Below are 21,366 nucleotides of genomic sequence, written 5' to 3'. Positions count from 1 at the left end.
GTCATGCGGCGGGCTCCTCTTCCGGGGCGTTCGCGAAGCTGAACCGCGCACCGTCCGGAAGCCCCCCGGCCCAGTCGCGCAGCTTGGCCAGATAGGCGTCGGGATCGGGCACCGCCGCCTCGTTCAGCCAGAACACCACCTCTGTGTTGCCAAGATAGAAGGCGTGCACATCCGTGGTCAGCACCCCGACGCGGCGCCAGCCTTCGCCCATTTCCTCGTCCGAGAACCAGACGCCGGAATACAGCATGGCGAAGTGTACGCCCGCCTGTTCCGCCTGCGCCCCGGCCCAGCCGGGCCGGTTCTCGCGCGCTTCGAGAATCCGCATGATCTCGGCGTTGGCGAGCCCCCACAGGTCCAGCACGTAATTCGGGTTCTGCCACGCGACATAGCCGATGTCGTTGACCGCGACGGGTTCGTTCAGGACGTCCTTCGCGAACCGCGCCATCTGGCCCTGCTGAACGTGGATCGCCCGCGGCGCATAGGGATACTCGCGCACCGCCGTCGGCAGATAATAGATGGCGGCCAAGGCGATTGGCACGGCGGCGACCGCCCCGGCCAGCCGCCCCTGAGCCGACGCGGCGGCGGCCAACAGGCCCGCGGCCAGCGTGGCAAGGATGTAGATCTCGTACCGATCCAGCCAGCCGAACTTGCCCAGCAACACGTGGCCCATCCCGGCAAGGATGACGACCGGCAGGATGAGGCGGCGGCGCGAGGTTCGGACCCCCGGCCAAAGCGCCAGCACGAAGGCCAGCAGCATCGACAGCAGCAGGATCTGCCCCGGCGGTGACGTCAGCGCCGTGTGCAGCTTGAACCGGAAATAGGCCAGCGGCCCGCCGCCCACGACCTCGCCCGCCGTCATCTTGAACCGGACCGAGCTTGGCAGGGGGTCCAGCCCCATCGACCACAGCAACGCGCAGAAGCCCGCGACCGGCAGCACCGCGATCAGTCCAAGCCCGAGCCCCGCCCGGACCCGGCCCGCCAGAAGCACCGCGAAGGCGGCGGCCACCGCAAGCGCCAGCCCCTCGAACCGCAGCAGCGGCGCGAACAGGATGCCCGCGATCAGGAACGGTGTGATGCGGTTCCGATCCGCAAGGATCAGCAGGCCAAGGATGATCGCAAGGCTGGCTGCCGTATGCAGCATGTGCTCCATCCCGGTGAAGGCCAGCCCGGCCATGTTCAGCGCGACGGGCCCCGCGACGGCCAGCGCAATGCCGAACACCCCACGGTATCCCGCCTGCCACAGGATCCGGCCCCACAGCGCGGCGGCGGCCATCAGGCCCACGACGTTCCAGAACAGCGGCAGGTAGCGTTGCAGCGGGCTTTCCGAGAACGGCGTCAGCAGCAGCGGATAGACGGGGGACGACGCGGCGGCGGCGATCTCTCCGTCGTTCACGCCGTAACCGCCGCCCGCGATCTGTTCGGCGATCGCAAGGTGGATGTACGGATCATCCAGCGGATAGTCGAAGACACCGCCCGCGATCGACCATGCCGCGACCTGAAGCACGAGATGCGCCAGCACCGCCGCCACCACCGCCAGAAGCGGCAGACGCAATGCGGTGCCGGGGCCGGTCCCGGCGTCGGTCGCGGCGGATCGAGTCATTCGAACTCCATGATCACTTCGTCCACGGCAAGGCTGTCACCCGCCGCCGCGTTGACCCGCGACACGACGCCTTTGCGTTCGGCCCGCAGGATGTTCTCCATCTTCATCGCCTCGATGGTGCACAGGGCCTGCCCTTCCTGCACCTCTTGCCCCTCTTCGACCTCGATCTTCACGACAAGGCCCGGCATCGGACACAGCAACATCTTAGAGGTATCCGGCGGCAGTTTTTCCGGCATCAACCGGGCCAGTTCCGCCTGCCTCGGGGTGCGGACGTGCACCTTCAGGTCGGCGCCCCGGCTGCGCACGCGGAAGCCGTGGCTGATCTTGCCGACCTTCATCACCAGCGGCGCGCCGTCCACGGTCAGTTCGGCAAGCGGATTGCCCGGGGTCCAATCGCCTTCGATACGGTGGCTTGTCCCGTCATCGAAGGTGACGGTCGATCCGCCCGTGTCCGGCGCGATCGCGACCGCGAAATCGTGCCCCTGCGCGCTGACCACCCAGTTCTGGCCGACCTTGCGTTCATGGTTGTCCATTCGGCCCGAGATGCGGGTGCGCCGGATCTCGGACACAAGGTTCATCGCGGCACAGGCGGCGGCGACGCGGCGCAGCGCCGTCTCGCCCAAGGTCACGCCATCGAAGCCTTCGGGATATTCCTCGGCGATGAAGGCGGTGGTGATGTTGCCCGACGTGAAGCGCGGGTGATCCATGACCGCCGACAGGAACGGCAGGTTGTGCCCGATCCCCTCGACCTCGAAGCTGTCCAGCGCGATGCGCATCGCCTCGACCGCCTCGTCGCGGGTGCGGCCCCATGTGCACAGCTTTGCGATCATCGGGTCGTAGTACATCGAGATCTCGCCGCCCTCGTAGACGCCGGTATCGTTGCGCACGGCAACCTCGGCCGCAGGCGCGTCGCCCTGCCACTTGCCCGAGTCCAGCAGCGGGCCCGCCGCCTGCTCCGCCGGGGGTCGATAGCGGGTCAGCCGCCCGATGGACGGCAGGAAGTTGCGATACGGGTCCTCGGCATACAGACGGTTCTCGATCGCCCATCCGTTGATGCCGACGTCGGCCTGCGTCATCGACAACGTCTCGCCCGCTGCGACGCGGATCATCTGCTCTACAAGGTCGACGCCCGTGATCAACTCGGTCACCGGGTGTTCCACCTGAAGGCGGGTGTTCATTTCGAGGAAATAGAAGTTCCGGTCGCCGTCGACGATGAACTCGACCGTCCCGGCGCTGGCATATCCCACGGCGGCGGCAAGCGCGCAGGACTGTTCGCCCATCGCCTTGCGGGTCTCTTCGTCGAGGAAGGGCGACGGAGCCTCTTCCACGACCTTCTGGTTCCGCCGCTGGATCGAGCATTCACGCTCGTTCAGGTAAATCGCGTTGCCGTGGCCGTCGGCCAGCACCTGAATTTCGATGTGCCGCGGCTGGGTGACGAACTTCTCGATGAAGATACGGTCGTCGCCGAAGGAACTGGCCGCCTCGTTCTTGGACGACTGGAAGCCCTCGCGCGCCTCTTGGTCGTTCCACGCGATGCGCATCCCCTTGCCGCCGCCGCCGGCGCTGGCCTTGATCATGACCGGATACCCGATCTCGGCCGAGATCTTCACCGCCTCGTCGGCATCCTCGATCAGGCCCATGTAGCCGGGAACGGTGCTGACCCCGGCCTCCTGCGCGATCTTCTTGGACGTGATCTTGTCGCCCATCGCTTCGATCGCCTTCACGGGCGGGCCGATGAAGGCGACACCGGCCTTGTCCAGCGCCTCGGCGAATTTGGGGTTCTCGGACAGGAAGCCATATCCCGGGTGCACAGCCTCGGCGCCGCTGTCCTTGATCGCCTGCATGATCTTGTCGATCACGATATAGGACTGGTTGGCTGGCGGCGGGCCGATATGGATCGCCTCGTCCGCCATCTGGACGTGCAGCGCGTGGCGGTCGGCGTCGGAATAGACCGCGACCGTGGCAATTCCCATCTTCCGCGCCGTCTTGATCACCCGGCAGGCGATCTCTCCGCGGTTGGCGATGAGTATCTTCTTGAACATCTCCGTCCCTCTCCCTCTTGGCGTTCAGACTCTGGACTGACCGCAACGCGAAAAGCCGCCCGGACACAGGGTCCGGACGGCTTCATTCACGGCGGCACGGGGCCGCCCAAGGCTTAGACTGCGGCTGGGATCAGCGGCAGTTGGCCTGATTGACGTACTGGCAATAGGCGACGTTGCCGGCCGCGCCGACAATTGCACCCGTGACCGGATCTGCGCCGGTAAGAAGTGCGGCACCGGTGCCGGCGCCCATACCGAAAACGCCTTGTTCCAGCGGAGTGTCACCACAGGCCGAAAGGCCCAAAGCCGCGACCAGCAGCGCGGCGGAAAGCTTGATGCGCATTGGGATGTGCCCTTGTTGTTTTCTGCTCTGCTTCGATCTAGCGCCGGACGCGGCAGAAATCCAAACCTCAGGGCGGACAAACGTGGATTTTGGGCAGTTTGCCGCTCAAATCCGCGTGTAGACGCAGGTAGGGGATCGGGGAGGCCCGACGCGGGGGGTGACGGTCTGACCTGGGGATGGCCAGACCGTCGATAAGGGGAAGGGTAACGGTCGAGACGCGCCCTGACATAAAACGATGCCTTAGGCCGCGGCTCAGGTTCGACACTGACCTTGGTCGCGCGGTCTGCATAGGGGGCTGTGAACGCGGCACGCAGGTGCGCCGTTTCCCGCCGAAATCGTTTTGCCCCATGCGGAAAAACGCCGACCATCAATCGAAATCCAGCTCTGGAAAGGATGCGCGGGCGGCATCCACGTCGATGCGCAGCAGCGAGTCGTAGCTTGCCGGTTCGAACGGGTCATCGACGGCAACGACTTCGCGGCCGAACAGCCACGACAGCCGCCCGGCATCAAGATTGCCGCGTTCAAAGGGTTCTTCGCCGAAGTGATCCCAAAGCGCCTGCAGAAAGCCTGCATCGGCCCTTTTGTCGGCAGGACGCCGGTCGGGAAAACGCTCGCGGCGGGTGATCGGTGTCACCCCGCGCGGATTCGCCCTGCGGATCACGAATTGAAAGTCGGTGCCCGGAAGACGTCCGGGAAACCCTCGATGCTTCAGCATCCTCGTCCCTCCCGGTGCGGGACGATCAGGGAGTCCGGGACGGGCGCGAGCGCCCGTCCCGTCCGAAGATTACTTGTACTTGCCGGTGTAGACCGGTTCGATCGTAATCGGCTCGGGATCGATGTATACGGGTTCTTCCTCTTGCTGGGCACAAGCCGCAGCGAAGGCCACGAGGCCAAAGGCGAGAACCAGTTTGACGCTTTTCGACATCCTAGTCTCCTGTCGTAAAGATGGAGGCCGAACACTGACTCTGCAGCGCGAGACCTCCCATTCAGGGTACAGGTCACTGTCCGGTAACCTCCCGAGACGATAGAACATTCGTGACTAAAAGGAAATTCCACCCGAGCGAGTGAGCGGTTTTGTGGCACCGTTGCATCAAGTGCCCCCCGGCGACCGGCGAATGCCGCTAGATATTGTGTCTGCATCAGAATGCCTCCCAGATACAGTGATCGCCTTCGATGCTATAAGCCTCGAAAAACTGGGTAATTTCCGGGTTTGGCTCCCCGAATTCGGAAGGTTGATCCGCCAGCGAAATGATCACTTGCGCGGGACGCGGACCGATGTTCGGCAGCCGCGGAAGCGCGTAGGACCGGCAAAGAAATTCCATGTCCGATGCTGCTTGCGCAAATGTGATCTTGCCTTCCGCGTGTCCGATGTCCGGAGCAACGAATCGGAAACGCCACGTCAAGCCTTTTGGTCCAGCCGTGTCGCGGACCACCTCGGCGAAGTTGACGGGCTGGCCTGACGGCACCTCGACCGGCTCTGCCCCGGCTGGGACCGCCATAGCCGCAAAGGCGATTGCGGGCAGTCTCATGATTTGCCCCATGTCTTCACCTGACCACGACGCGCGCGTGTTTTTGACGGCAACAGGCGACGGCCTTCGACACCGGACGGCGCGGCAAGGCTGTCCGTCGGACGCCCCCTCATGATCACTCGGCCCCTTGCTGCGGTGCGGCGGAGGTTCGGGGCGACGGTTTGGACCGGCGCCTTGAGACGGCGGATCGCCGACCTGACGGCCCTGTCGGCGCACCGGTCGCCGCGCATCTGAATATCGGACGTGATTCGGCTGCCCGCGCCACCGGGAATTGCCGACCGCCGCAGGCCCATCGGCATGCGTTCGAGACGGCACAGGGGCTTCGCATCAAGCCTAGGCATCAGCGCGCCACCTTTCCGGCATAGCGCGCCCAACGCGCCCGCCGCTCTGGCTGTGCCAAAAGCGACGCAAGCCGGGCTTCCAACGCGGCGCGCGCCACCGGGCCGCCGTCGATCCGCCCGCCTGCCCGCAACCGCAAACCGCTGTCGGTGGCCGAAACCTCGACCACCGGAGAAAAGCCCCGCACCGACTGCAGCGCACGCCAGACATCCTGACGCACCTGCCGGGCCAGTCTGCGACGCGAGACGGTGGGAAAGGCCGTTTCGGCCACCACGTCGAACCGCGGCGGCAGCCGGCGGCACAGGGTCAGCGTCTCGCCCTCGATCATATGCCAGTCGTTGCGGCTCACACGCGGCTCACAGAGGAATGTTGTCGTGCTTTTTCCAAGGGTTCGTCAGCTTCTTGTTGCGAAGGCTGGCGAAAGCGCGGCTGACCCGGCGGCGCGTCGAGCGCGGCATGATCACCTCGTCGATGAACCCTTTCTCGGCGGCTACGAACGGATTGGCGAAGCGGTCCTCGTAATCGGCCGTGTGGCGCGCGATCTTCTCGGGGTCGCCAAGATCCCCGCGATGCAGGATCTCGACCGCGCCCTTCGCACCCATCACCGCGATTTCGGCGGTGGGCCACGCATAGTTGAAATCGCCTCGCAGGTGCTTGGAAGCCATAACGTCGTATGCCCCGCCATAGGCCTTGCGCGTAATCACCGTGACCTTCGGCACTGTCGCTTCGCCATAGGCGAACAGCAGCTTGGCACCGTGCTTGATAACGCCGCCGTACTCTTGCCCCGTCCCCGGAAGGAAACCGGGCACGTCGACCAGCGTCAGGATCGGGATCTCGAAACAGTCGCAGAACCGCACGAACCGCGCGGCCTTTTTCGAACTGTCGATGTCCAGGCACCCGGCCAGCACCATCGGCTGGTTCGCGACGATGCCCACCGTCTGCCCTTCCAGCCGGACGAAGCCGGTGATGATGTTCTTCGCGTGGTCTTCCTGAATCTCGTAGAAATCGCCCTCGTCCGCGATCTTCAGGATCAACTCCTTCATATCGTAGGGCGTGTTCGGGTTGTCCGGGATCAGCGTGTCCAGCGACGCCTCTTGCCGGTGCGGGTCGTCGAAAAACGGACGCACCGGGGGCTTCTCGCGGTTGTTCAGCGGCAGGAAATCGACCAGTCGCCGGACCTCGGCCAGCGCCTCGACGTCGTTCTCGAATGCGCCATCGGCGACCGAGGACTTCTTGGTGTGGGTCGACGCTCCGCCCAGTTCCTCGGCGGTGACCACTTCGTTAGTGACGGTCTTCACAACGTCGGGCCCGGTGACGAACATGTAGGATGTATCACGCACCATGAAGATGAAGTCGGTCATCGCGGGGCTGTAGACCGCGCCGCCCGCGCAGGGGCCCATGATCACCGAAATCTGCGGCACCACGCCGGACGCCATGATGTTGCGCTGGAACACGTCGGCATAGCCTGCAAGCGAGGCCACGCCTTCCTGAATTCGCGCTCCGCCGGAATCGTTCAGACCGATCACCGGGGCGCCGTTTTGCACCGCCATGTCCATGATCTTGCAGATCTTCTGGGCGTGGGTCTCTGAAAGCGAGCCGCCGAACACCGTGAAGTCCTGACTGAAGACATAGACCATCCGGCCATTGATCGTGCCCCAGCCCGTGACAACGCCGTCGCCATAGGGGCGCTGCGCCTCCATGCCGAAGTCGGTGCACCGGTGCGCGACGAACATGTCGAACTCTTCGAACGACCCTTCGTCCAGCAAAAGTTCGATCCGTTCGCGCGCGGTCAGCTTGCCCTTCGCGTGCTGGCTGTCGATGCGCTTTTCGCCGCCGCCAAGGCGGGCTTGTTCGCGCCGGCTTTCCAGTTCGTGCAGGATGTCCTTCATGCGCTCGCCTCCATTCCCCGTTCGGCGGCAACCTACGCGAGGGGAACGCCTGCGGGAAGAGATTTAAGGTAAATTTGCAAATACTTGGCAAGCGGACGACTGCATATTGCAAATTGGCAAATTCACCGTTTGGCACCCTCGCGCGAATATCGGCTCGGATGGACAAGTCACAAAAGCGGGACTAATAGATGCCAATGACACGTAATACCAGCGTCCGCTTTCTGGACCGGCAAAGTCCGCCGCACATCTTTACCCTGATCGTCATGGCCAGCACCTCGGCGCTGACCATGAACATGTACCTGCCGTCGCTGCCCAAGATGACAGAGCATTTTGGTACGGATTACAGCGTGATGGCCCGGTCGGTGACGTTGTTTCTCGTCGGAAACGCGGTGCTGCAACTGTTCATCGGCCCGGTCGCGGACAGGTTCGGTCGGCGGCCCGTGATGCTGGGCGGTCTGGCCATCTTCATCTTCGCCACGATCGGCTGCCTGCTGGCCCCGACGGCGGCCGTTTTCCTGACGTTTCGGATGATGCAGGCCTTCATCGTGGTCGGCATGGTGCTAAGCCGCGCCGTGGTCCGCGACACCCACGATCAAGCCGACGCCGCATCCATGATCGGCTATGTCACGATGGGCATGGCGGTGGTTCCGATGATCTCGCCCGCGCTGGGCGGGGTGCTGGACGAATGGTTCGGCTGGCAAGCCAATTTCTATGCGTTTCTGCTGTTCGGGATCTGCACCTTCGCGCTGATCTGGGCCGACCAAGGCGAAACCAATCCGAACGCGGGCGCCCGGTTCCGGGACCAGCTTCGCGACTACCCCGAGCTTTTGGCCTCGCCCCGGTTCTGGGGCTACGCGCTGGCCGCCGGGTTTTCGTCTGGTGCGTTCTTCTCTTACATGGGCAGCGCCCCGCTTGTCGGGTCCGAGATCTTCGGCCTCGACCCCTCGACGCTGGGCATCCTGTTCGGCGCGCCGGCGCTTGGGTATGTCTTCGGCAACTACCTGACCGCGCGCTACTCGGTGCGGATGGGCATCAACCGGATGATCATCACGGGCTCGCTGATCTGCGCAATCGGCGTCGCGATCTCACTGCTGGTGTTCCTTGCGGGCTACGGCTCGGCCTTCACCTTCTTCGGATTCATGTGCTTCGTCGGCTTCGGCAACGGCATGGTCCTGCCGAACGCGATTGCCGGCACCTTGTCCGTGCGCCCCCACCTTGCGGGCACCGCCAGCGGACTGGGCGGGTCGCTTATGATCGGCGGCGGCGCGGTGCTGGCCCAGATGGCCGGTGAGATGCTAAGCGTCGAAACAGGCCCCTACCCGGTGCTTTGGATTCAGATCATCACCTCGGTCCTCGGGGTGCTTGCCATCCTCATGGTCATTCGCCGTGAAAAGCGCCTGGGGATTGCCCGGGGCGATTAGCGGCTGCTAAACCTCGCTTGCAAATCTGCAAAGCGGGGGGGGAGCCATGCCGAAGCAGAAACTGTACGCGGGCGCCAAGCTGCGCGAACTGCGCGGCCGGCTGGAGCTGACGCAGAAAAGCTTTGCCGAGAAGCTGGGCGTTTCGCTGCCCTACCTGAACCAGATGGAAAACAACAACCGCCCAATCTCGGCGGCGGTGGTGTTGTCGCTGGCGCAAGAGTTCGGGCTGGACGTGACAGAGCTGTCGACCGGCGACGCCGAGCGGATCGTCGTCGACATGCGCGAGGCGCTGGCCGATCCGGTCTTCGCGGAAAGCGCGCCGCCGCTGGCCGATCTGCGGCTGGTCGCGTCGAACGCGCCCGCCCTTGCCCGCGCCTTCCTCAGTCTGCACCAAGCCTACCGGCAGACCCACGAACGGCTGGCCTCGCTGGACGAGGCGTTGGGCCGCGAGGGCAGCACGGTGCAGCCGTCTCCTTGGGAAGAGGTTCGCGACTTCTTCCACTATTGCGACAACTACCTGGATGCGATCGACCGCGCCGCCGAACGGTTCGCAAATTCCGGCCCGCCCGATGCCGACATGCGCGAAACGGCGGTGTCGCAATTGTCTAAACTTGGGATTTCGGTTCGGTTTCAGAAGGCTGGCTCGGTCCGTTCATTCGACCCAGACAGCCGAACCCTAACCCTGTCAGATCGCAGTCCGGCGGAAACCCAACGTTTCCAACTTCTGCACCAAGTCGCGCTGCTTTCACACAACGAACTGCTCGAGGCGACGCTGGACCTTGCCCGGTTCCAGACCGACGAGGCCCGCGCCATCGCGAAGATCGGCTTGGCCAACTATTTCGCCGGCGCCGCGCTGATGCCCTATGCCCGGTTTCTTGCGGCGGCGCAGGACCACCGGCATGACCTGGAAGTTCTGGCCGACGTGTTCGGGGCATCCATGGAACAGGTGGCGCACCGCCTGTCCACGATGCAGCGCCCCGGCGCCAAGGGGGTGCCGTTCTTCTTCGTCCGGGTGGATCAGGCGGGTACGATCACCAAGCGGCACTCTGCCACGCGGCTTCAGTTCGCGCGGTTCGGTGGGGCCTGCCCGTTATGGAACGTGCACCAGGCCTTCGAACAGCCCGAACGGTTCCTGCGCCAGCTTGCGGAAACACCCGACGGCGTCCGTTACCTGTGCCTATCGCGCGCGGTCTCGAAACCCGGCGGCAGCTTTCATGCGCCGGTGCAGCGGTACGCCATCCAGCTTGGATGCGAGATTCGCCACGCCGAGTCGCTGGTCTATGCCGACGGGATGGACATCGGGCGGCGCACCGCCTTCGAACCGATCGGCATTTCCTGCCGGATCTGCGAACGGCGCGACTGTCACCAAAGAGCCGTCCCACCTTTGGAACGGCCCCTTAGCGTGGACCCCGACACGCGCGGGGTCCTGCCCTATCGGATTGGTTAACCGATCTCTGCCGGCGCGACGAGGATGCGATACAGCTCGTCCTTCAGCGCCATCCGCCGCTTGCGCAGCTCCATCTCGGCCAGTTCCTCCATCGGCGCGACGTTCGTCTCGGCGTTGTGCACCGTGTTGTTCACCTCGCCATACTCTTCCAGCAGGCGCGCGAAATGGGCGTTGTCCTGCTTCAGCTGGCGGATGCGGTCGGCGAATTCCGGGAATTCGGCGGTCAGTTCGTGCGGGACGTGGGACATGTCCGTCTCCTCTCTGTTGTCTGCCCCGACTTTAGCGCCCGCAAGCGGGGCGCTCTTTGACGCGGATCAAACAGAGAGGATCGGATACATCTATTTCTGCGACTGCTCCCACGCCGGGTTGATCCACGGCTGAAGGTTCTCGGGCGGCAACGGCGTGCGGCCAAGGACGTGGTCCGCGGCCTTTTCGCCCACCAGGATCGAGGGGCCGTTGGTGTTGCCGTTCGGGATGCTGGGAAAGACCGAGCTGTCCGCCACCCGCAGCCCGTCGACGCCGATCACCCGGCATTCCGGGTCGACCACCGCGTTCGGATCGTCGCGGCGCCCCATCCGCGCGGTGCCGCAGGGATGATAGGCGCTTTCGACATGCTCGCGGATCGCGTCGTCCAGATCCGCATCGGACTGGACATCGCCCCCCGGCAACAGCTCGTCGCCCGCATAGGGGGCGAAGGCATCCTGCGCGAAGATCTCGCGCGTCAGCCGGATGCAGGTTCGGAAATCGCGCCAGTCGTCTTCGTGGCTCATGTAGTTGAACCGGATCATCGGCGCGTCCGCCGGATCGGCCGACCGCAGCGTGACCGCGCCGCGCGACGCCGACCGCATTGGGCCGACATGGGCCTGGAACCCGTGCCCCCCGGCATCGGCCTGCCCATCATAGCGAACGGCCAGCGGCAGGAAGTGATACTGGATGTCCGGGTATTCCACCCCGGCCCGCGACCGGATGAACCCGCAGCTTTCGAACTGGTTCGACGCACCGGGTCCGCGGCGGGCGAATAGCCACTGCGCTCCGGCCAGCGCCTTGCCGAACGGGTTCCACCACGAATACAGGCTGACCGGCTGGGTCGCCCGCATCTGGATGTACATCTCGAGGTGGTCCATCAGGTTCTGCCCGACGCCTGCGCGATCCGCGACGACCGGGATGCCGTGGCGGGCCAGTTCCGCCCCCGGGCCGATGCCCGACAGCATCAGCAGCTTGGGCGTGTTGATCGAGGATGCCGACAGGATAACTTCGCGCCGGGCGCGCAGCGTGACGGTGCGCCCGCCCTGCTTCACTTCGACCGCGGTGGCGCGGCCGTCCTCGATCACCACCTTCTGCGCAAGCCCCTGCACAAGATGGCAGATCTGCCGCCGCAGCGCGGGCTTCAGGTAGGCATCCGCAGCCGACCAGCGGCGACCGCGCCAGATCGTCGCCTCCATCGCGCCGAAGCCTTCCTGCTGGGCGCCGTTGTAGTCCGAGGTGACCGGGTATCCGGCCTGCTGCCCCGCCTCGACGAAGGCCTGCACCAGCGGGTTGTCACGCGGCCCGCGCGAGACGTGCAGCGGGCCGTCGGTGCCACGCCATTCGGACGGCTCGGGTCCGTGCCAGCTTTCCATCCGCTTGTAATAGGGCAGGACGCTGGCAAAGCCCCAGCCGTCCGCCCCCATCTCGGCCCATGTATCGAAGTCTCGGGCATGGCCACGCACATAGACCATGCCATTGATCGACGAGGACCCACCGATCACCTTGCCGCGCGGCGTCGCCATGCGGCGGTTGCCCAGATGCGGCTCGGGTTCGCTGGAATAGCCCCAATCGTACCGCTTCATGTTCATCGGATAGCTCAGCGCGCCGGGCATCCGGATGAAGGGCCCGGCATCGGTGCCGCCCAGTTCGACGATCAGCACGGAATGCCCCGCCTCGGTCAGGCGATAGGCCATGGCACAGCCGGCGGACCCGGCGCCGACGATGACGAAATCAGCCTCCATCACGCGCCCCCGATTGTCTTAATAAGGTGCATCCACGCCCCCCATGCCGACGTAGACGGTCTTCAGTTGCGAGAAATGTTCAATCGCGCCCAGCCCATTCTCGCGCCCGATGCCGGATTGCTTGGCGCCACCGAACCCGATCTCGACCGGGGTCAGGTTGTAGGTGTTGATCCAGCAGGTCCCCGCTTCGAACGCCGCGGCGACCCGGTGGCCCCGCGCAAGGTCCGCGGTGAACACACCCGCCGCCAGCCCGAAAGAGGTGGCGTTGGCGCGGGCGATCGCCTCTGCCTCGTCCTCGAATGTCAGGATGCTGGCGACCGGGCCGAAGATCTCTTGCCGGGCAATGGACATGTCGTCGGTAACGTCAGCGAACACGGTGGGTTCGACGTACCAGCCGTCGCGGTCCACCCGGTTGCCGCCAGTCACCAGCGTCGCGCCCTCGGCCACGCCGTCCCGGATGTGGCCCAGCACCTTGGTCAGCTGCGCCTCGCTGACCAGCGGGCCGAAGTTCACCGCCTCGTCCAGCGGGTCGCCCATGACGACGCCTTTCAACCGCTCGGACAGCCGGTCAAGGAACGCGTCGCGGATGCCGGACTGTACGAAGACGCGGGTGCCGTTGGAACAGATCTGCCCCGAGCTGTAAAAATTCCCAAGGATCGCGCCGCCCACGGCCGCGTCTATGTCGGCGTCGTCGAACACCAGCATCGGGGATTTGCCACCCAGTTCCATCGTGACATGGCGCATCCCTTCCGCCGCGGCGGCATAGACCTTTCGGCCAGTGGGGACGGACCCGGTCAGGGACACCTTCGCAACGCGCGGGTCGGTGACCAGCGCGGCGCCGACGTCCCCCCTGCCCTGCACCACGTTGAACACGCCCGGAGGCGCGCCCGCCTCGGTCAGGATCTCGGCCAGTTTCAGCGCGCACAGCGGCGTTTCCTCGGACGGCTTGAAGACCATCGTGTTGCCGCAGGCCAGCGCGGGCGCGGCTTTCCATGCGGCGATCTGGGTGGGGTAGTTCCACGCGCCAATACCGACGCAGACACCCAGCGGCTCGCGGATCGTATAGGCCCAGTCGGCCCCTAGCTGAAGATGCTCGCCCCGCACCGTGGCGGCGATGCCGCCGAACCATTCCAGCGCATCGGCGGCGGACGCCGCGTCAGCGACCAGCGTCTCTTGCAGCGGCTTGCCAGTGTCGATGGTCTCGATCTCGGACAGTTCGCGATTGCGTTCGCGCAGCAGGTCGGCGGCGCGGCGCAGGACGCGGCCCCGCTCGACCCCGGGCAGCGCGGCCCAGTCCCGGCGCGCGGCCTCTGCGGCGGCCAGCGCCCGGTCGACCACCGCGGGCGTCGCCGCGTGAAGCGTCGCGACCTGTTCGCCCGTCGCGGCATAGGTCACGTCGATGGCGTCGCCCGCCGCATCCTCGACATAGGCGCCGCCGATGTAATGGCTCGCCTCGGGTTGTACGTTTCTCATCCGTCCTACTCCCCGCGCGGAAAACGCTTCGAGTCTTCCAGCACGTTCAGGTCCATGTGGTTGCGCATGTACCGCTCGGACGCGTCGCGCAGCGGCTGGTAATCCCACGGGTAATACCCGCCCTGCCGCAATGCTTCATAAACGACCCAGCGGCGCGCCTGACTGGCGCGGACATCTGCGTCGAACTTGTCCAGATCCCACATTCTCAGCGCCTCGGTGCGAAGAGCCGCCAAGGTTTCTTGATGTTCTGCGGACTCGGCCAGATTCCGAAGCTCGTTCGGATCTGTCTCCAGATCGAACAGCTGGTCCGGGTCCAGCGTGCACAGGTTCAGCTTCCACCGCCCCTTGCGCAGGCAGACCATCGGCGCCTCGGTGCCTTCCGCCGCATACTCGATCTTCACCGGCGCGTCCCGCGTCTCGCCCCGTGCAAGCGGCAGCAGGCTTTCGCCGTCGGTCCACGGCATCACCTCGTCCATCGCCACACCGGCGAGGTCGCAAAGCGTCGGACAGACATCCATCGTGGACACCGGTGTGTCGACCAGCCCCGGTTCCAGCCCCGGCGCCGAGATCATCATCGGGACGCGGGCAGAGCCGTCGTAGAAACTCATCTTGAACCACAGGCCGCGCTCGCCCAGCATGTCGCCGTGGTCCGAGACGAACAGGACGATGGCCTCTTGCCGGGTGTCTTCGAGCACCTGCAAAATCTGGCCGATCTTGTCGTCCAGATACGAGATATTCGCGAAATACGCCCGGCGCGAGCGTTCGATGTCCGTTTCGGTGATGTCGAAGCTGCGCCAGTCGTTCGCGTCGAAAATCCGCTTCGAGTGCTTGTCCTGATCCTCGTAGGGGATCGCGGGCACCTCGGGCTGCAGGTGGTCGCAGTCCTCGTACAGGTCCCAATACTTGCGCCGCGCGACATAGGGGTCGTGCGGGTGGGTGAAGCTGGCCGTCAGGCACCACGGCCGCTCGTCCCCGCCGCGCGAGGCATCGTACAGCCACGACATCGCCTGATAGGCAACGTCGTCGTCGTATTCCATCTGATTGGTGATCTCGGCCACGCCCGCCCCGGTGACCGAGCCCATGTTGTGATACCACCAGTCGATCCGCTCGCCCGGCTTGCGATAGTCCGGGGTCCAGCCGAAATCGGCCGGGTAAATGTCGGTGGTCAGGCGTTCCTCGAACCCGTGAAGCTGATCCGGCCCGACGAAGTGCATCTTGCCCGAAAGACAGGTGCGGTAGCCCGCGCGCCGCAGGTGGTGGGCATAGGTCGGGATGTCAGACCGGAACTCGGCTGCGTTATCGTAGACACCGGTGCGGCTGGGCAGCTGACCCGACATGAAGGACGCGCGGCCCGGCGCGCACAGCGGGGACCCGGTGTAGCTGTTGGCGAACCGGACCGACCGGTCGGCCAGCTTGCGCAGGTTCGGCGCATGCAGCCACGGGACGGGGCCGTCGGGGAACAGCGTCCCGTTCAGCTGGTCCACCATAAGAATAAGGATATTCGGGCCGCTCATGTTACCTCCGCGATCACCATGTCCAACAATCGCAAGACCCGTCCGGCGGCGTCCTCGGGGGCCGACTGACCCGGGGCAAGCGCCGCGCGGATGTACAGCCCGTCGATCAGCGCGGCGACGGTCTCGGCCGCGACCGGAGCCCGCGCACCGACAAGGGGGCGCAGGTCGTGCACCAGGTTCGACCGCAGCCGACGCTGGTAAACCTTCAGCAACCGCTGCGCCCGGGGCGAGGATTGCGCCGCCACGTAGAAGTTCAGCCATGCGCTGACGACGTGGCCCGAGAATTGCTCCTGCTCGAAACTGGCGCGCACCACGGCGTCCAGCCGTTCGCGCGGGCCGTTCGCCTTGGACAACCGGGCCTGCACCGCCGCGCCGTACTGCGTCAGGATATGCCGCATCGCCGCCAGGAACAGGTCGTCCTTGCCGCCGAAATAGTGGTGCGCCAGCGCAGAACTCACGCCCGCACGTCGCGCGATCCGTCCCACGGTCACGTCCAAAGTGCCAGCCGTTCCGATCTCGTCGATCGTCGCTTTGACCAGCGCGGCTCGCCTGATAGGCTCCATTCCGAGTTTCGGCATCCCGGCACCTCCTGAAAAAGGTCTTGCCGAGCGAAGCTGAAGGAAGATTATTGACTCGTCAATCAATGAAAAACGGGGAGCTCAGCAATGACCATCAAAACCACCCTTTCGGCACTGGCCCTTGCCGCCGCCGCCGGGCCCGCCTTCGCCAACTGCGAAAGCGTCACCTTCTCGGATGTCGGCTGGACCGACATCACCGCGACCACTGCCGCGACCACGGTGATCCTGGACGCGCTTGGGTATGAGACCGACGTGAAGGTGCTGTCGGTTCCAGTCACCTACACCTCGATGGCCGAGGGCGACGTGGACGTTTTCCTGGGCAACTGGATGCCCACGATGGAGGCCGACATCGCCCCCTACCGCGACGAAGGCACCGTCGACACCGTCCGCGCCAACCTTGAAGGGGCCAAGTACACGCTGGCCGTCAACAAGGCCGCCGCGGACCTTGGCATCACCGACTTCGCCGAGATCGCCAACTTCGCCGACGAACTGGACGGCAAGATCTACGGCATCGAACCGGGCAATGACGGCAACCGCCTGATCCAGTCGATGATCGACGAGAACGCCTTCGGTCTTGATGAATTCGAGGTCGCGGAAAGTTCGGAACAGGGGATGCTGGCGCAGGTCGAACGCGCCACCCGCCGCGAAGAGCCCATCGTGTTCCTGGGTTGGGAACCGCATCCGATGAACGCCAATTTCGAGATGTCCTACCTGACCGGCGGCGACGACTGGTTCGGTCCGAACCTTGGCGGGGCCACGGTTTACACCAACACCTCGGCAGGGTTCGTCGAGGAATGCCCCAACGTCGGTAAGCTTCTGCAAAACCTCGAATTCTCGTTGGCGATGGAAAACGAGATCATGGGCGCCATCCTGAACGACGGCGAGGATGCGAACGACGCGGCGGCGGCGTGGCTGAAGGCCAACCCCGAACCGCTGGATGCATGGCTTGACGGCGTGACCACGCAAGACGGCGGCGACGCGATGGAAGCGGTGAAGGCCGCACTGGACCTGTAACGCATACGGCGGCCCGCCGCATCGGGCGGGCCGCCGAACCGGATCAGGACTGCGCGCGCGCGGTCATCATCGCGGGGTATCCCGCGTCCTCGGGCCGGGGCGGCTTGGCGACCTTTTCCATGATATTGATCGACACGTGCGGCCAGCGGATCTGTCCCGCCTTGCCGTCAGCGCGACCGAAAAAGTCCAGCATGATGAACTGCGAATAAGCCAGAAGCAGTTTGGGATCGCCGTCCTCGTCCATTTCGTCCAGTTCCATGATCCAGAACGTCACGTTCATCACCTTGGCGTTCGCCTGCCGCACGATGAACGGGATGTTGACGATCCCGGCCTCGAACGCATCGGTGTCCATCTGAAGCACGGTCGTCTTCGTGATCCTGTCCGCGAATTCCTGAACGCTCGCCTGCAACAGCGCATTCGCGTTGATCGGGCTGAAGCCCTGCCCGTCCGGGAACGGGATCACGCCCTTGAACGGCTTCTGCGCGAAATGCGCATAGGGCAGCATGTAGGTCTCTCGCGGGCCGTTCGGCGCATCAAGGTCGATCCCGTTGACGAAGGCCTCCAGCCCGCCGCCGACACCTTCGGGAAGGGCCGAAAGATCGGGGATCTGCGGGGCTTCGGTCAGTTCGTGCAGCCTTTCGGTGAAGGCCCCCAGCGCCACCAGCGAGTCGCCGTGCGGGATTGTGGAGAGACGCGCGATGTTGGTGCCCTCGATGGTCTGGTCGCGCATCCGCAGGAAGAAGCCCGGCTCGTGGTGGATCGGCAGAAGGTCGTCCCCCGCATCCCCGCTGACCGGGAAATCGGCGGCCCGGATCTGCGCGATCATCTGCTCGTAATCAAGCGCCGCGACAAGCTGGTCGGCCTTTTGCGGCGGCGAAACCTGCGTGATCCCCCGGTTCGGGATGTTCTCGTCCACCTTCTTGAACTGCAGCACCTCGTTGTACTGGTTCATCAGCACACGATAATTCGGCTGTTGGTCCGGGGTGGCAAAGGGCAGCGCGATGATGTTCCAGCCGCGACCGTCCAGCGGGCTGGCACCTTCGGCGGTTAGCGTACCCTCGCCCTGAAACAGGTTCTCGCTGCCGTCGTCATTGATCAGGCGGTGTTCCGGACGCACGTTGGCCCAAGTGCCGGGCAACAGTTCCAACGGGCCAAGAGCGGGTTCGCGGGGCGCGGCGGGACGGATCTCGCGCTTCGCGCCTGCAGAGGCAACTTCATACTCTATCATGATCTAAACTTTCTCTTTGAATGGGTTACGGCCACGAAACGGCCGAGCCTAAAAAGCAAGCAGATCAGGAATAGCAGAATTCACCCATAAGAGTTATGGCGGGATACCATACTCTCCTTATAGGTGAATTTGTTACGCATCAGAAACAACTGCGGGCGCGACGGGCGCCCGTAGCTTTGGTTAGCTCAAAGAGCCGTTGTACCAGTCATGCAGTTTGACCTCGGTCTCGGCACCGGCGTCCGCGACCATCTGGGCGAAGGTCTCGGGGTCCTGCGTGCCGCCGTCCTGCCCACGGTAGTGGTAGGGATAGACGTAGCTCGGCGCGAATTCGGCCACGGCTGCGGCTGCCGCCTCGGCGTCCATCGTGTACGGCAGGTTCATGCAGACGAACGCCACGTCGATGCCCGACAGCGCCGCCATTTCCGGCGTGCCCTCGGTGTCGCCCGAGATATAGATCGTCAGTCCGTCGACAGTCAGCACATAGCCGTTGTCGCGCCCCTCGGGATGGAAGTTCGACCGCTCTTCGGTGGTGTTGTAGGCCGGGATCGCCTCGATCCCGACGCCCATCATCTCGGTCGTCTCGCCGTTGGCGATCGACGAGGCGCGGGCTTTCAGGTCTTCGGGCAGCATGTCGAAGACAGCCGGGTTCGTTAGGATCGGCGCCTCGCCCGAGATCGCGGCAAGCGTCTCGGCGTTATAGTGATCGCCGTGTTCGTGGGTGATCAGCACCATGTCCGGGGCCGGCATGTCGGCGTACATCGCCGGATCGCCCACGGTGTCGACATAGATCACGCCAGCGGGCGTCTCGAGGATCAGCGAGGCGTGCTCGACCGGGTGCACCACGACCTCGCCGCCATCGGTCGGAAAGGTGTTGCCGCCCGCGGTATTGGCCCGTGCGTCGAACGGCAGGATGGTGATCACGCCAGCGCCGGCGGCGGCGCCGGCAGCACTCATAAGGAAGGTCCGTCGTGTCGTCATGGTTTCCAACTCCCTGTTGTCGGTCAGAGACACGTAGGGCATGCACCGGGCCTGTCTCTTTCCAACACGCCAGCCTCACGGCATGGTGAACGGAACCGGGGGAACCGACATGAACTGGCTGACCGAATACAAGATACCCGTCGGAGACTGGGCCGAGGCCCTGTTCGACTGGTTGCAGGACGTCGGCGGCGGCGTGTTCGACGCCATCGCCATCTGGATGGAGGACGTCGCCATCGAATGGGTGCTGTACCTTTTGCAGACCCCGCCCCCGCTGCTGATCGTCGCGCTGTTCGTCGCCCTGACGTGGGCGCTGCAACGCAACTGGAAGGTCTGCCTGTTCGTCGCTGCCGGGTTCCTGTTCATTCTAAACCAAGGCTATTGGGAGGAAACGACCGAAAGCCTGACGCTGGTGGTGTTCGCCTGCGCTGCCTGCATGGCCGTCGGCGTGCCCATCGGGATCGCCGCCGCGCATCGGCCAAGGCTGTATGCCGCGATGCGTCCGGTGCTGGACCTGATGCAGACCCTGCCGACCTTCGTCTACCTGATCCCCGCCATCGTCCTGTTCGGCATCGGCATGGTGCCCGGACTGTTCGCCACCGTGATCTTCGTGCTGCCCGCGCCGATCCGGCTTACGCATCTTGGTGTGTCGTCGACACCGACCCACCTGCTGGAAGCGGCGCGCGCCTTTGGCGCCACCGGGCGGCAGGTGTTGTGGAAGGTGGAACTGCCCTATGCCTTTCCGCAGATCATGGCGGGCCTGAACCAGACCATCATGCTGTCGCTGTCGATGGTCGTCATCGCCGCGCTGGTCGGGGCGGACGGCCTTGGGGTGCCGGTGGTCCGGGCACTGAACCAGGTCAACACGTCGCTGGGCTTCGAAAGCGGGTTCATCATCGTCGTCGTCGCGATCATGCTGGACCGGATGTTGCGGGTGGACCGCAAATGAGCGCCGTCATCTTCGACAATGTCTCGATCGTCTTCGGAGACGATCCCAAGGACGCCCTGCCCCTGATGGACGCAGGCCAAAGCCGCGCCGAGATTCAGGACGCCACGGGTCAGGTGCTTGGCGTGCACGATTGTTCGCTAGAGGTCGCAGAGGGAGAGATCCTTGTCCTGATGGGGCTGTCGGGCTCGGGCAAGTCCACACTGCTGCGCGCGGTCAACGGGCTGAACCCGGTGGCGCGCGGCGAGGTCCGCGTCGCCTATGGCGACCGAGAGGTCAGTGTGACCCGCGCCAACGCCCGGCTGCTGCGCGAGTTGCGGTTGAAACAGATCTCGATGGTGTTTCAGGCGTTCGGCCTGCTGCCGTGGCGCACGGTGCGCGAGAACGTCGGGCTTGGGCTGGAACTGGGCGGGATGCCCCGTGCCGAACGCGACGGGCGGGTCGAACGGCAGTTGGACCTTGTCGGCCTGTCCGACTGGGCCGACCGCAAGGTGGGCGAACTGTCGGGCGGGATGCAGCAGCGCGTCGGCCTTGCTCGCGCCTTCGCGACAGAAGCGCCGGTGCTGCTGATGGACGAGCCCTTCTCAGCGCTCGATCCGCTGATCCGCACCCGGTTGCAGGACGAACTGCTGGAACTTCAGGCCCGCCTGAAGCGCACCATCATCTTCGTCAGCCACGATCTGGACGAGGCGTTCAAGATCGGCAACCGGATCGCGATCATGGAGGGCGGGCGGATCGTGCAGTGCGGCACCCCGCAAGAGATCTTTACCAATCCCGCGAACGATTACGTGGCCGATTTCGTGGCGCACATGAACCCGCTGGGTGTGCTGTGCGCGCGCGACGTGATGGTACCGGCACACGAGGATATTGAAGACCGAGTGCCGCCCGACACCGACATCCGCGAGGTCATGAGCCGTGTCGCGGCCAGCGGTCGTCCGGTTGGCGTCACAGGCCCCGACGGCCAGCTTGCGGGGCAGATCACCCGCGACTCGGTGCTTGCCAAACTGTTGGACCCGCGCGGATAAATCCGTCGCATCCGTGAC

Annotated in this window: 20 protein-coding genes; 5 read left to right on the top strand and 15 right to left on the bottom strand. The window is 64.9% G+C overall.

The features are described from left to right. Window position 1 precedes the first annotated feature (1 nt). From P1K30_RS11525 to P1K30_RS11490, 8 genes are all read right to left on the bottom strand, one after another. Window positions 2-1,600 carry a hypothetical protein gene (locus P1K30_RS11525; protein WP_275632886.1) on the bottom strand — a complete coding sequence of 533 codons (1,599 nt, stop codon included), beginning with the start codon at window positions 1,598-1,600 and terminating at the stop codon, window positions 2-4. Next, the gene (locus tag P1K30_RS11520; protein ID WP_275632885.1) at window positions 1,597-3,642 is read right to left on the bottom strand and encodes an acetyl-CoA carboxylase biotin carboxylase subunit; all 2,046 of its coding nucleotides are present in this window, start codon (window positions 3,640-3,642) and stop codon (window positions 1,597-1,599) included. Before P1K30_RS11520 ends, P1K30_RS11525 begins: the two co-directional genes overlap by 4 nt. A 130-nt stretch (window positions 3,643-3,772) precedes the next feature. Next, window positions 3,773-3,982: a hypothetical protein gene (locus tag P1K30_RS11515; RefSeq protein WP_275632884.1), complete on the bottom strand. Its 210-nt coding sequence runs from the start codon at window positions 3,980-3,982 to the stop codon at window positions 3,773-3,775. 367 nt (window positions 3,983-4,349) lie between these two features. After that, complete coding sequence (locus P1K30_RS11510; protein WP_275632883.1) at window positions 4,350-4,697, bottom strand: hypothetical protein; 348 nt, start codon at window positions 4,695-4,697, stop codon at window positions 4,350-4,352. 69 nt (window positions 4,698-4,766) lie between these two features. Further along, window positions 4,767-4,907, bottom strand: coding sequence for a hypothetical protein (locus P1K30_RS11505; RefSeq protein WP_275632882.1), 141 nt, complete (start codon window positions 4,905-4,907; stop codon window positions 4,767-4,769). A gap of 214 nt (window positions 4,908-5,121) precedes the next feature. Then, window positions 5,122-5,511, bottom strand: coding sequence for a DUF6497 family protein (locus tag P1K30_RS11500; protein WP_275632881.1), 390 nt, complete (start codon window positions 5,509-5,511; stop codon window positions 5,122-5,124). Window positions 5,512-5,851: 340 nt separating this feature from the next. After that, entirely contained in the window at window positions 5,852-6,199 is a 348-nt protein-coding gene (locus P1K30_RS11495; protein WP_275632880.1) for a hypothetical protein, read from the bottom strand. 7 nt (window positions 6,200-6,206) lie between these two features. Further along, window positions 6,207-7,739 carry an acyl-CoA carboxylase subunit beta gene (locus P1K30_RS11490; protein ID WP_275632879.1) on the bottom strand — a complete coding sequence of 511 codons (1,533 nt, stop codon included), beginning with the start codon at window positions 7,737-7,739 and terminating at the stop codon, window positions 6,207-6,209. A 194-nt stretch (window positions 7,740-7,933) separates the two neighbouring features. On the opposite strand from P1K30_RS11490, the gene P1K30_RS11485 reads away from it, so the two are divergent. Further along, window positions 7,934-9,160: a multidrug effflux MFS transporter gene (locus tag P1K30_RS11485; protein ID WP_275632878.1), complete on the top strand. Its 1,227-nt coding sequence runs from the start codon at window positions 7,934-7,936 to the stop codon at window positions 9,158-9,160. A 46-nt stretch (window positions 9,161-9,206) separates the two neighbouring features. Next, the gene (locus P1K30_RS11480) at window positions 9,207-10,607 is read left to right on the top strand and encodes a helix-turn-helix domain-containing protein (protein WP_275632877.1); all 1,401 of its coding nucleotides are present in this window, start codon (window positions 9,207-9,209) and stop codon (window positions 10,605-10,607) included. Here the strand turns inward: P1K30_RS11480 and P1K30_RS11475 are convergent. The 5 genes from P1K30_RS11475 to betI all read right to left on the bottom strand — a co-directional run bounded on the left by P1K30_RS11475 (window position 10,604) and on the right by betI (window position 16,160). Further along, on the bottom strand, window positions 10,604-10,855 hold the full coding sequence (locus P1K30_RS11475) for an HP1242/YdcH family protein (protein WP_275632876.1): 252 nt from the start codon (window positions 10,853-10,855) through the stop codon (window positions 10,604-10,606). The two genes, P1K30_RS11480 and P1K30_RS11475, sit on opposite strands and share 4 nt — an antisense overlap. A gap of 90 nt (window positions 10,856-10,945) precedes the next feature. Next, a complete protein-coding gene (gene betA / locus P1K30_RS11470) occupies window positions 10,946-12,595 on the bottom strand; it encodes a choline dehydrogenase (RefSeq protein ID WP_275632875.1) in 1,650 nt (549 codons plus the stop codon). A gap of 18 nt (window positions 12,596-12,613) precedes the next feature. Next, entirely contained in the window at window positions 12,614-14,068 is a 1,455-nt protein-coding gene (betB, locus tag P1K30_RS11465; RefSeq protein WP_275632874.1) for a betaine-aldehyde dehydrogenase, read from the bottom strand. Window positions 14,069-14,073: 5 nt separating this feature from the next. Beyond that, window positions 14,074-15,582, bottom strand: a complete 1,509-nt coding sequence (gene betC / locus P1K30_RS11460) for a choline-sulfatase (protein WP_275632873.1) — start codon at window positions 15,580-15,582, stop codon at window positions 14,074-14,076. Further along, window positions 15,579-16,160, bottom strand: coding sequence for a choline-binding transcriptional repressor BetI (betI, locus tag P1K30_RS11455; protein WP_275632872.1), 582 nt, complete (start codon window positions 16,158-16,160; stop codon window positions 15,579-15,581). The genes betC and betI overlap by 4 nt, the downstream gene beginning before the upstream one ends. Window positions 16,161-16,247: 87 nt before the next feature. On the opposite strand from betI, the gene P1K30_RS11450 reads away from it, so the two are divergent. Beyond that, window positions 16,248-17,174 carry a choline ABC transporter substrate-binding protein gene (locus P1K30_RS11450; protein ID WP_275632871.1) on the top strand — a complete coding sequence of 309 codons (927 nt, stop codon included), beginning with the start codon at window positions 16,248-16,250 and terminating at the stop codon, window positions 17,172-17,174. 43 nt (window positions 17,175-17,217) lie between these two features. Here P1K30_RS11450 and P1K30_RS11445 read toward each other — a convergent pair whose 3' ends face one another. Together P1K30_RS11445 and P1K30_RS11440 are read right to left on the bottom strand one after the other, a co-directional pair. Further along, the gene (locus tag P1K30_RS11445; protein WP_275632870.1) at window positions 17,218-18,402 is read right to left on the bottom strand and encodes a heme-binding protein; all 1,185 of its coding nucleotides are present in this window, start codon (window positions 18,400-18,402) and stop codon (window positions 17,218-17,220) included. A 180-nt stretch (window positions 18,403-18,582) separates the two neighbouring features. After that, entirely contained in the window at window positions 18,583-19,380 is a 798-nt protein-coding gene (locus P1K30_RS11440) for an MBL fold metallo-hydrolase (RefSeq protein WP_275633294.1), read from the bottom strand. Window positions 19,381-19,489: 109 nt separating this feature from the next. On the opposite strand from P1K30_RS11440, the gene choW reads away from it, so the two are divergent. Together choW and choV are read left to right on the top strand one after the other, a co-directional pair. Beyond that, complete coding sequence (choW, locus tag P1K30_RS11435; protein WP_275632869.1) at window positions 19,490-20,326, top strand: choline ABC transporter permease subunit; 837 nt, start codon at window positions 19,490-19,492, stop codon at window positions 20,324-20,326. Further along, complete coding sequence (gene choV / locus P1K30_RS11430) at window positions 20,323-21,348, top strand: choline ABC transporter ATP-binding protein (protein ID WP_275632868.1); 1,026 nt, start codon at window positions 20,323-20,325, stop codon at window positions 21,346-21,348. Before choW ends, choV begins: the two co-directional genes overlap by 4 nt. Window positions 21,349-21,366: the final 18 nt, after the last annotated feature.

Origin of the sequence: Psychromarinibacter halotolerans, from assembly GCF_029168315.1 — a bacterium.
Lineage (GTDB): Bacteria > Pseudomonadota > Alphaproteobacteria > Rhodobacterales > Rhodobacteraceae > Psychromarinibacter > Psychromarinibacter halotolerans.
Note: the sequence above shows the minus strand (reverse complement) of the source record. Positions and strands in the feature narration are given on the sequence as shown.

What these genes read in the sequence shown, in the direction of transcription:
- P1K30_RS11525 (WP_275632886.1), bottom strand. Translation starts at nt 1,600, where the DNA reads ATGACTCGATCCGCCGCGACCGACGCCGGGACCGGCCCCGGCACCGCA.
- P1K30_RS11520 (WP_275632885.1), bottom strand. Translation starts at nt 3,642, where the DNA reads ATGTTCAAGAAGATACTCATCGCCAACCGCGGAGAGATCGCCTGCCGG.
- P1K30_RS11515 (WP_275632884.1), bottom strand. Translation starts at nt 3,982, where the DNA reads ATGCGCATCAAGCTTTCCGCCGCGCTGCTGGTCGCGGCTTTGGGCCTT.
- P1K30_RS11510 (WP_275632883.1), bottom strand. Translation starts at nt 4,697, where the DNA reads ATGCTGAAGCATCGAGGGTTTCCCGGACGTCTTCCGGGCACCGACTTT.
- P1K30_RS11505 (WP_275632882.1), bottom strand. Translation starts at nt 4,907, where the DNA reads ATGTCGAAAAGCGTCAAACTGGTTCTCGCCTTTGGCCTCGTGGCCTTC.
- P1K30_RS11500 (WP_275632881.1), bottom strand. Translation starts at nt 5,511, where the DNA reads ATGAGACTGCCCGCAATCGCCTTTGCGGCTATGGCGGTCCCAGCCGGG.
- P1K30_RS11490 (WP_275632879.1), bottom strand. Translation starts at nt 7,739, where the DNA reads ATGAAGGACATCCTGCACGAACTGGAAAGCCGGCGCGAACAAGCCCGC.
- P1K30_RS11485 (WP_275632878.1), top strand. Translation starts at nt 7,934, where the DNA reads ATGACACGTAATACCAGCGTCCGCTTTCTGGACCGGCAAAGTCCGCCG.
- P1K30_RS11480 (WP_275632877.1), top strand. Translation starts at nt 9,207, where the DNA reads ATGCCGAAGCAGAAACTGTACGCGGGCGCCAAGCTGCGCGAACTGCGC.
- P1K30_RS11475 (WP_275632876.1), bottom strand. Translation starts at nt 10,855, where the DNA reads ATGTCCCACGTCCCGCACGAACTGACCGCCGAATTCCCGGAATTCGCC.
- betA (WP_275632875.1), bottom strand. Translation starts at nt 12,595, where the DNA reads ATGGAGGCTGATTTCGTCATCGTCGGCGCCGGGTCCGCCGGCTGTGCC.
- betB (WP_275632874.1), bottom strand. Translation starts at nt 14,068, where the DNA reads ATGAGAAACGTACAACCCGAGGCGAGCCATTACATCGGCGGCGCCTAT.
- betC (WP_275632873.1), bottom strand. Translation starts at nt 15,582, where the DNA reads ATGAGCGGCCCGAATATCCTTATTCTTATGGTGGACCAGCTGAACGGG.
- betI (WP_275632872.1), bottom strand. Translation starts at nt 16,160, where the DNA reads ATGCCGAAACTCGGAATGGAGCCTATCAGGCGAGCCGCGCTGGTCAAA.
- P1K30_RS11450 (WP_275632871.1), top strand. Translation starts at nt 16,248, where the DNA reads ATGACCATCAAAACCACCCTTTCGGCACTGGCCCTTGCCGCCGCCGCC.
- P1K30_RS11445 (WP_275632870.1), bottom strand. Translation starts at nt 18,402, where the DNA reads ATGATAGAGTATGAAGTTGCCTCTGCAGGCGCGAAGCGCGAGATCCGT.
- P1K30_RS11440 (WP_275633294.1), bottom strand. Translation starts at nt 19,380, where the DNA reads ATGACGACACGACGGACCTTCCTTATGAGTGCTGCCGGCGCCGCCGCC.
- choW (WP_275632869.1), top strand. Translation starts at nt 19,490, where the DNA reads ATGAACTGGCTGACCGAATACAAGATACCCGTCGGAGACTGGGCCGAG.
- choV (WP_275632868.1), top strand. Translation starts at nt 20,323, where the DNA reads ATGAGCGCCGTCATCTTCGACAATGTCTCGATCGTCTTCGGAGACGAT.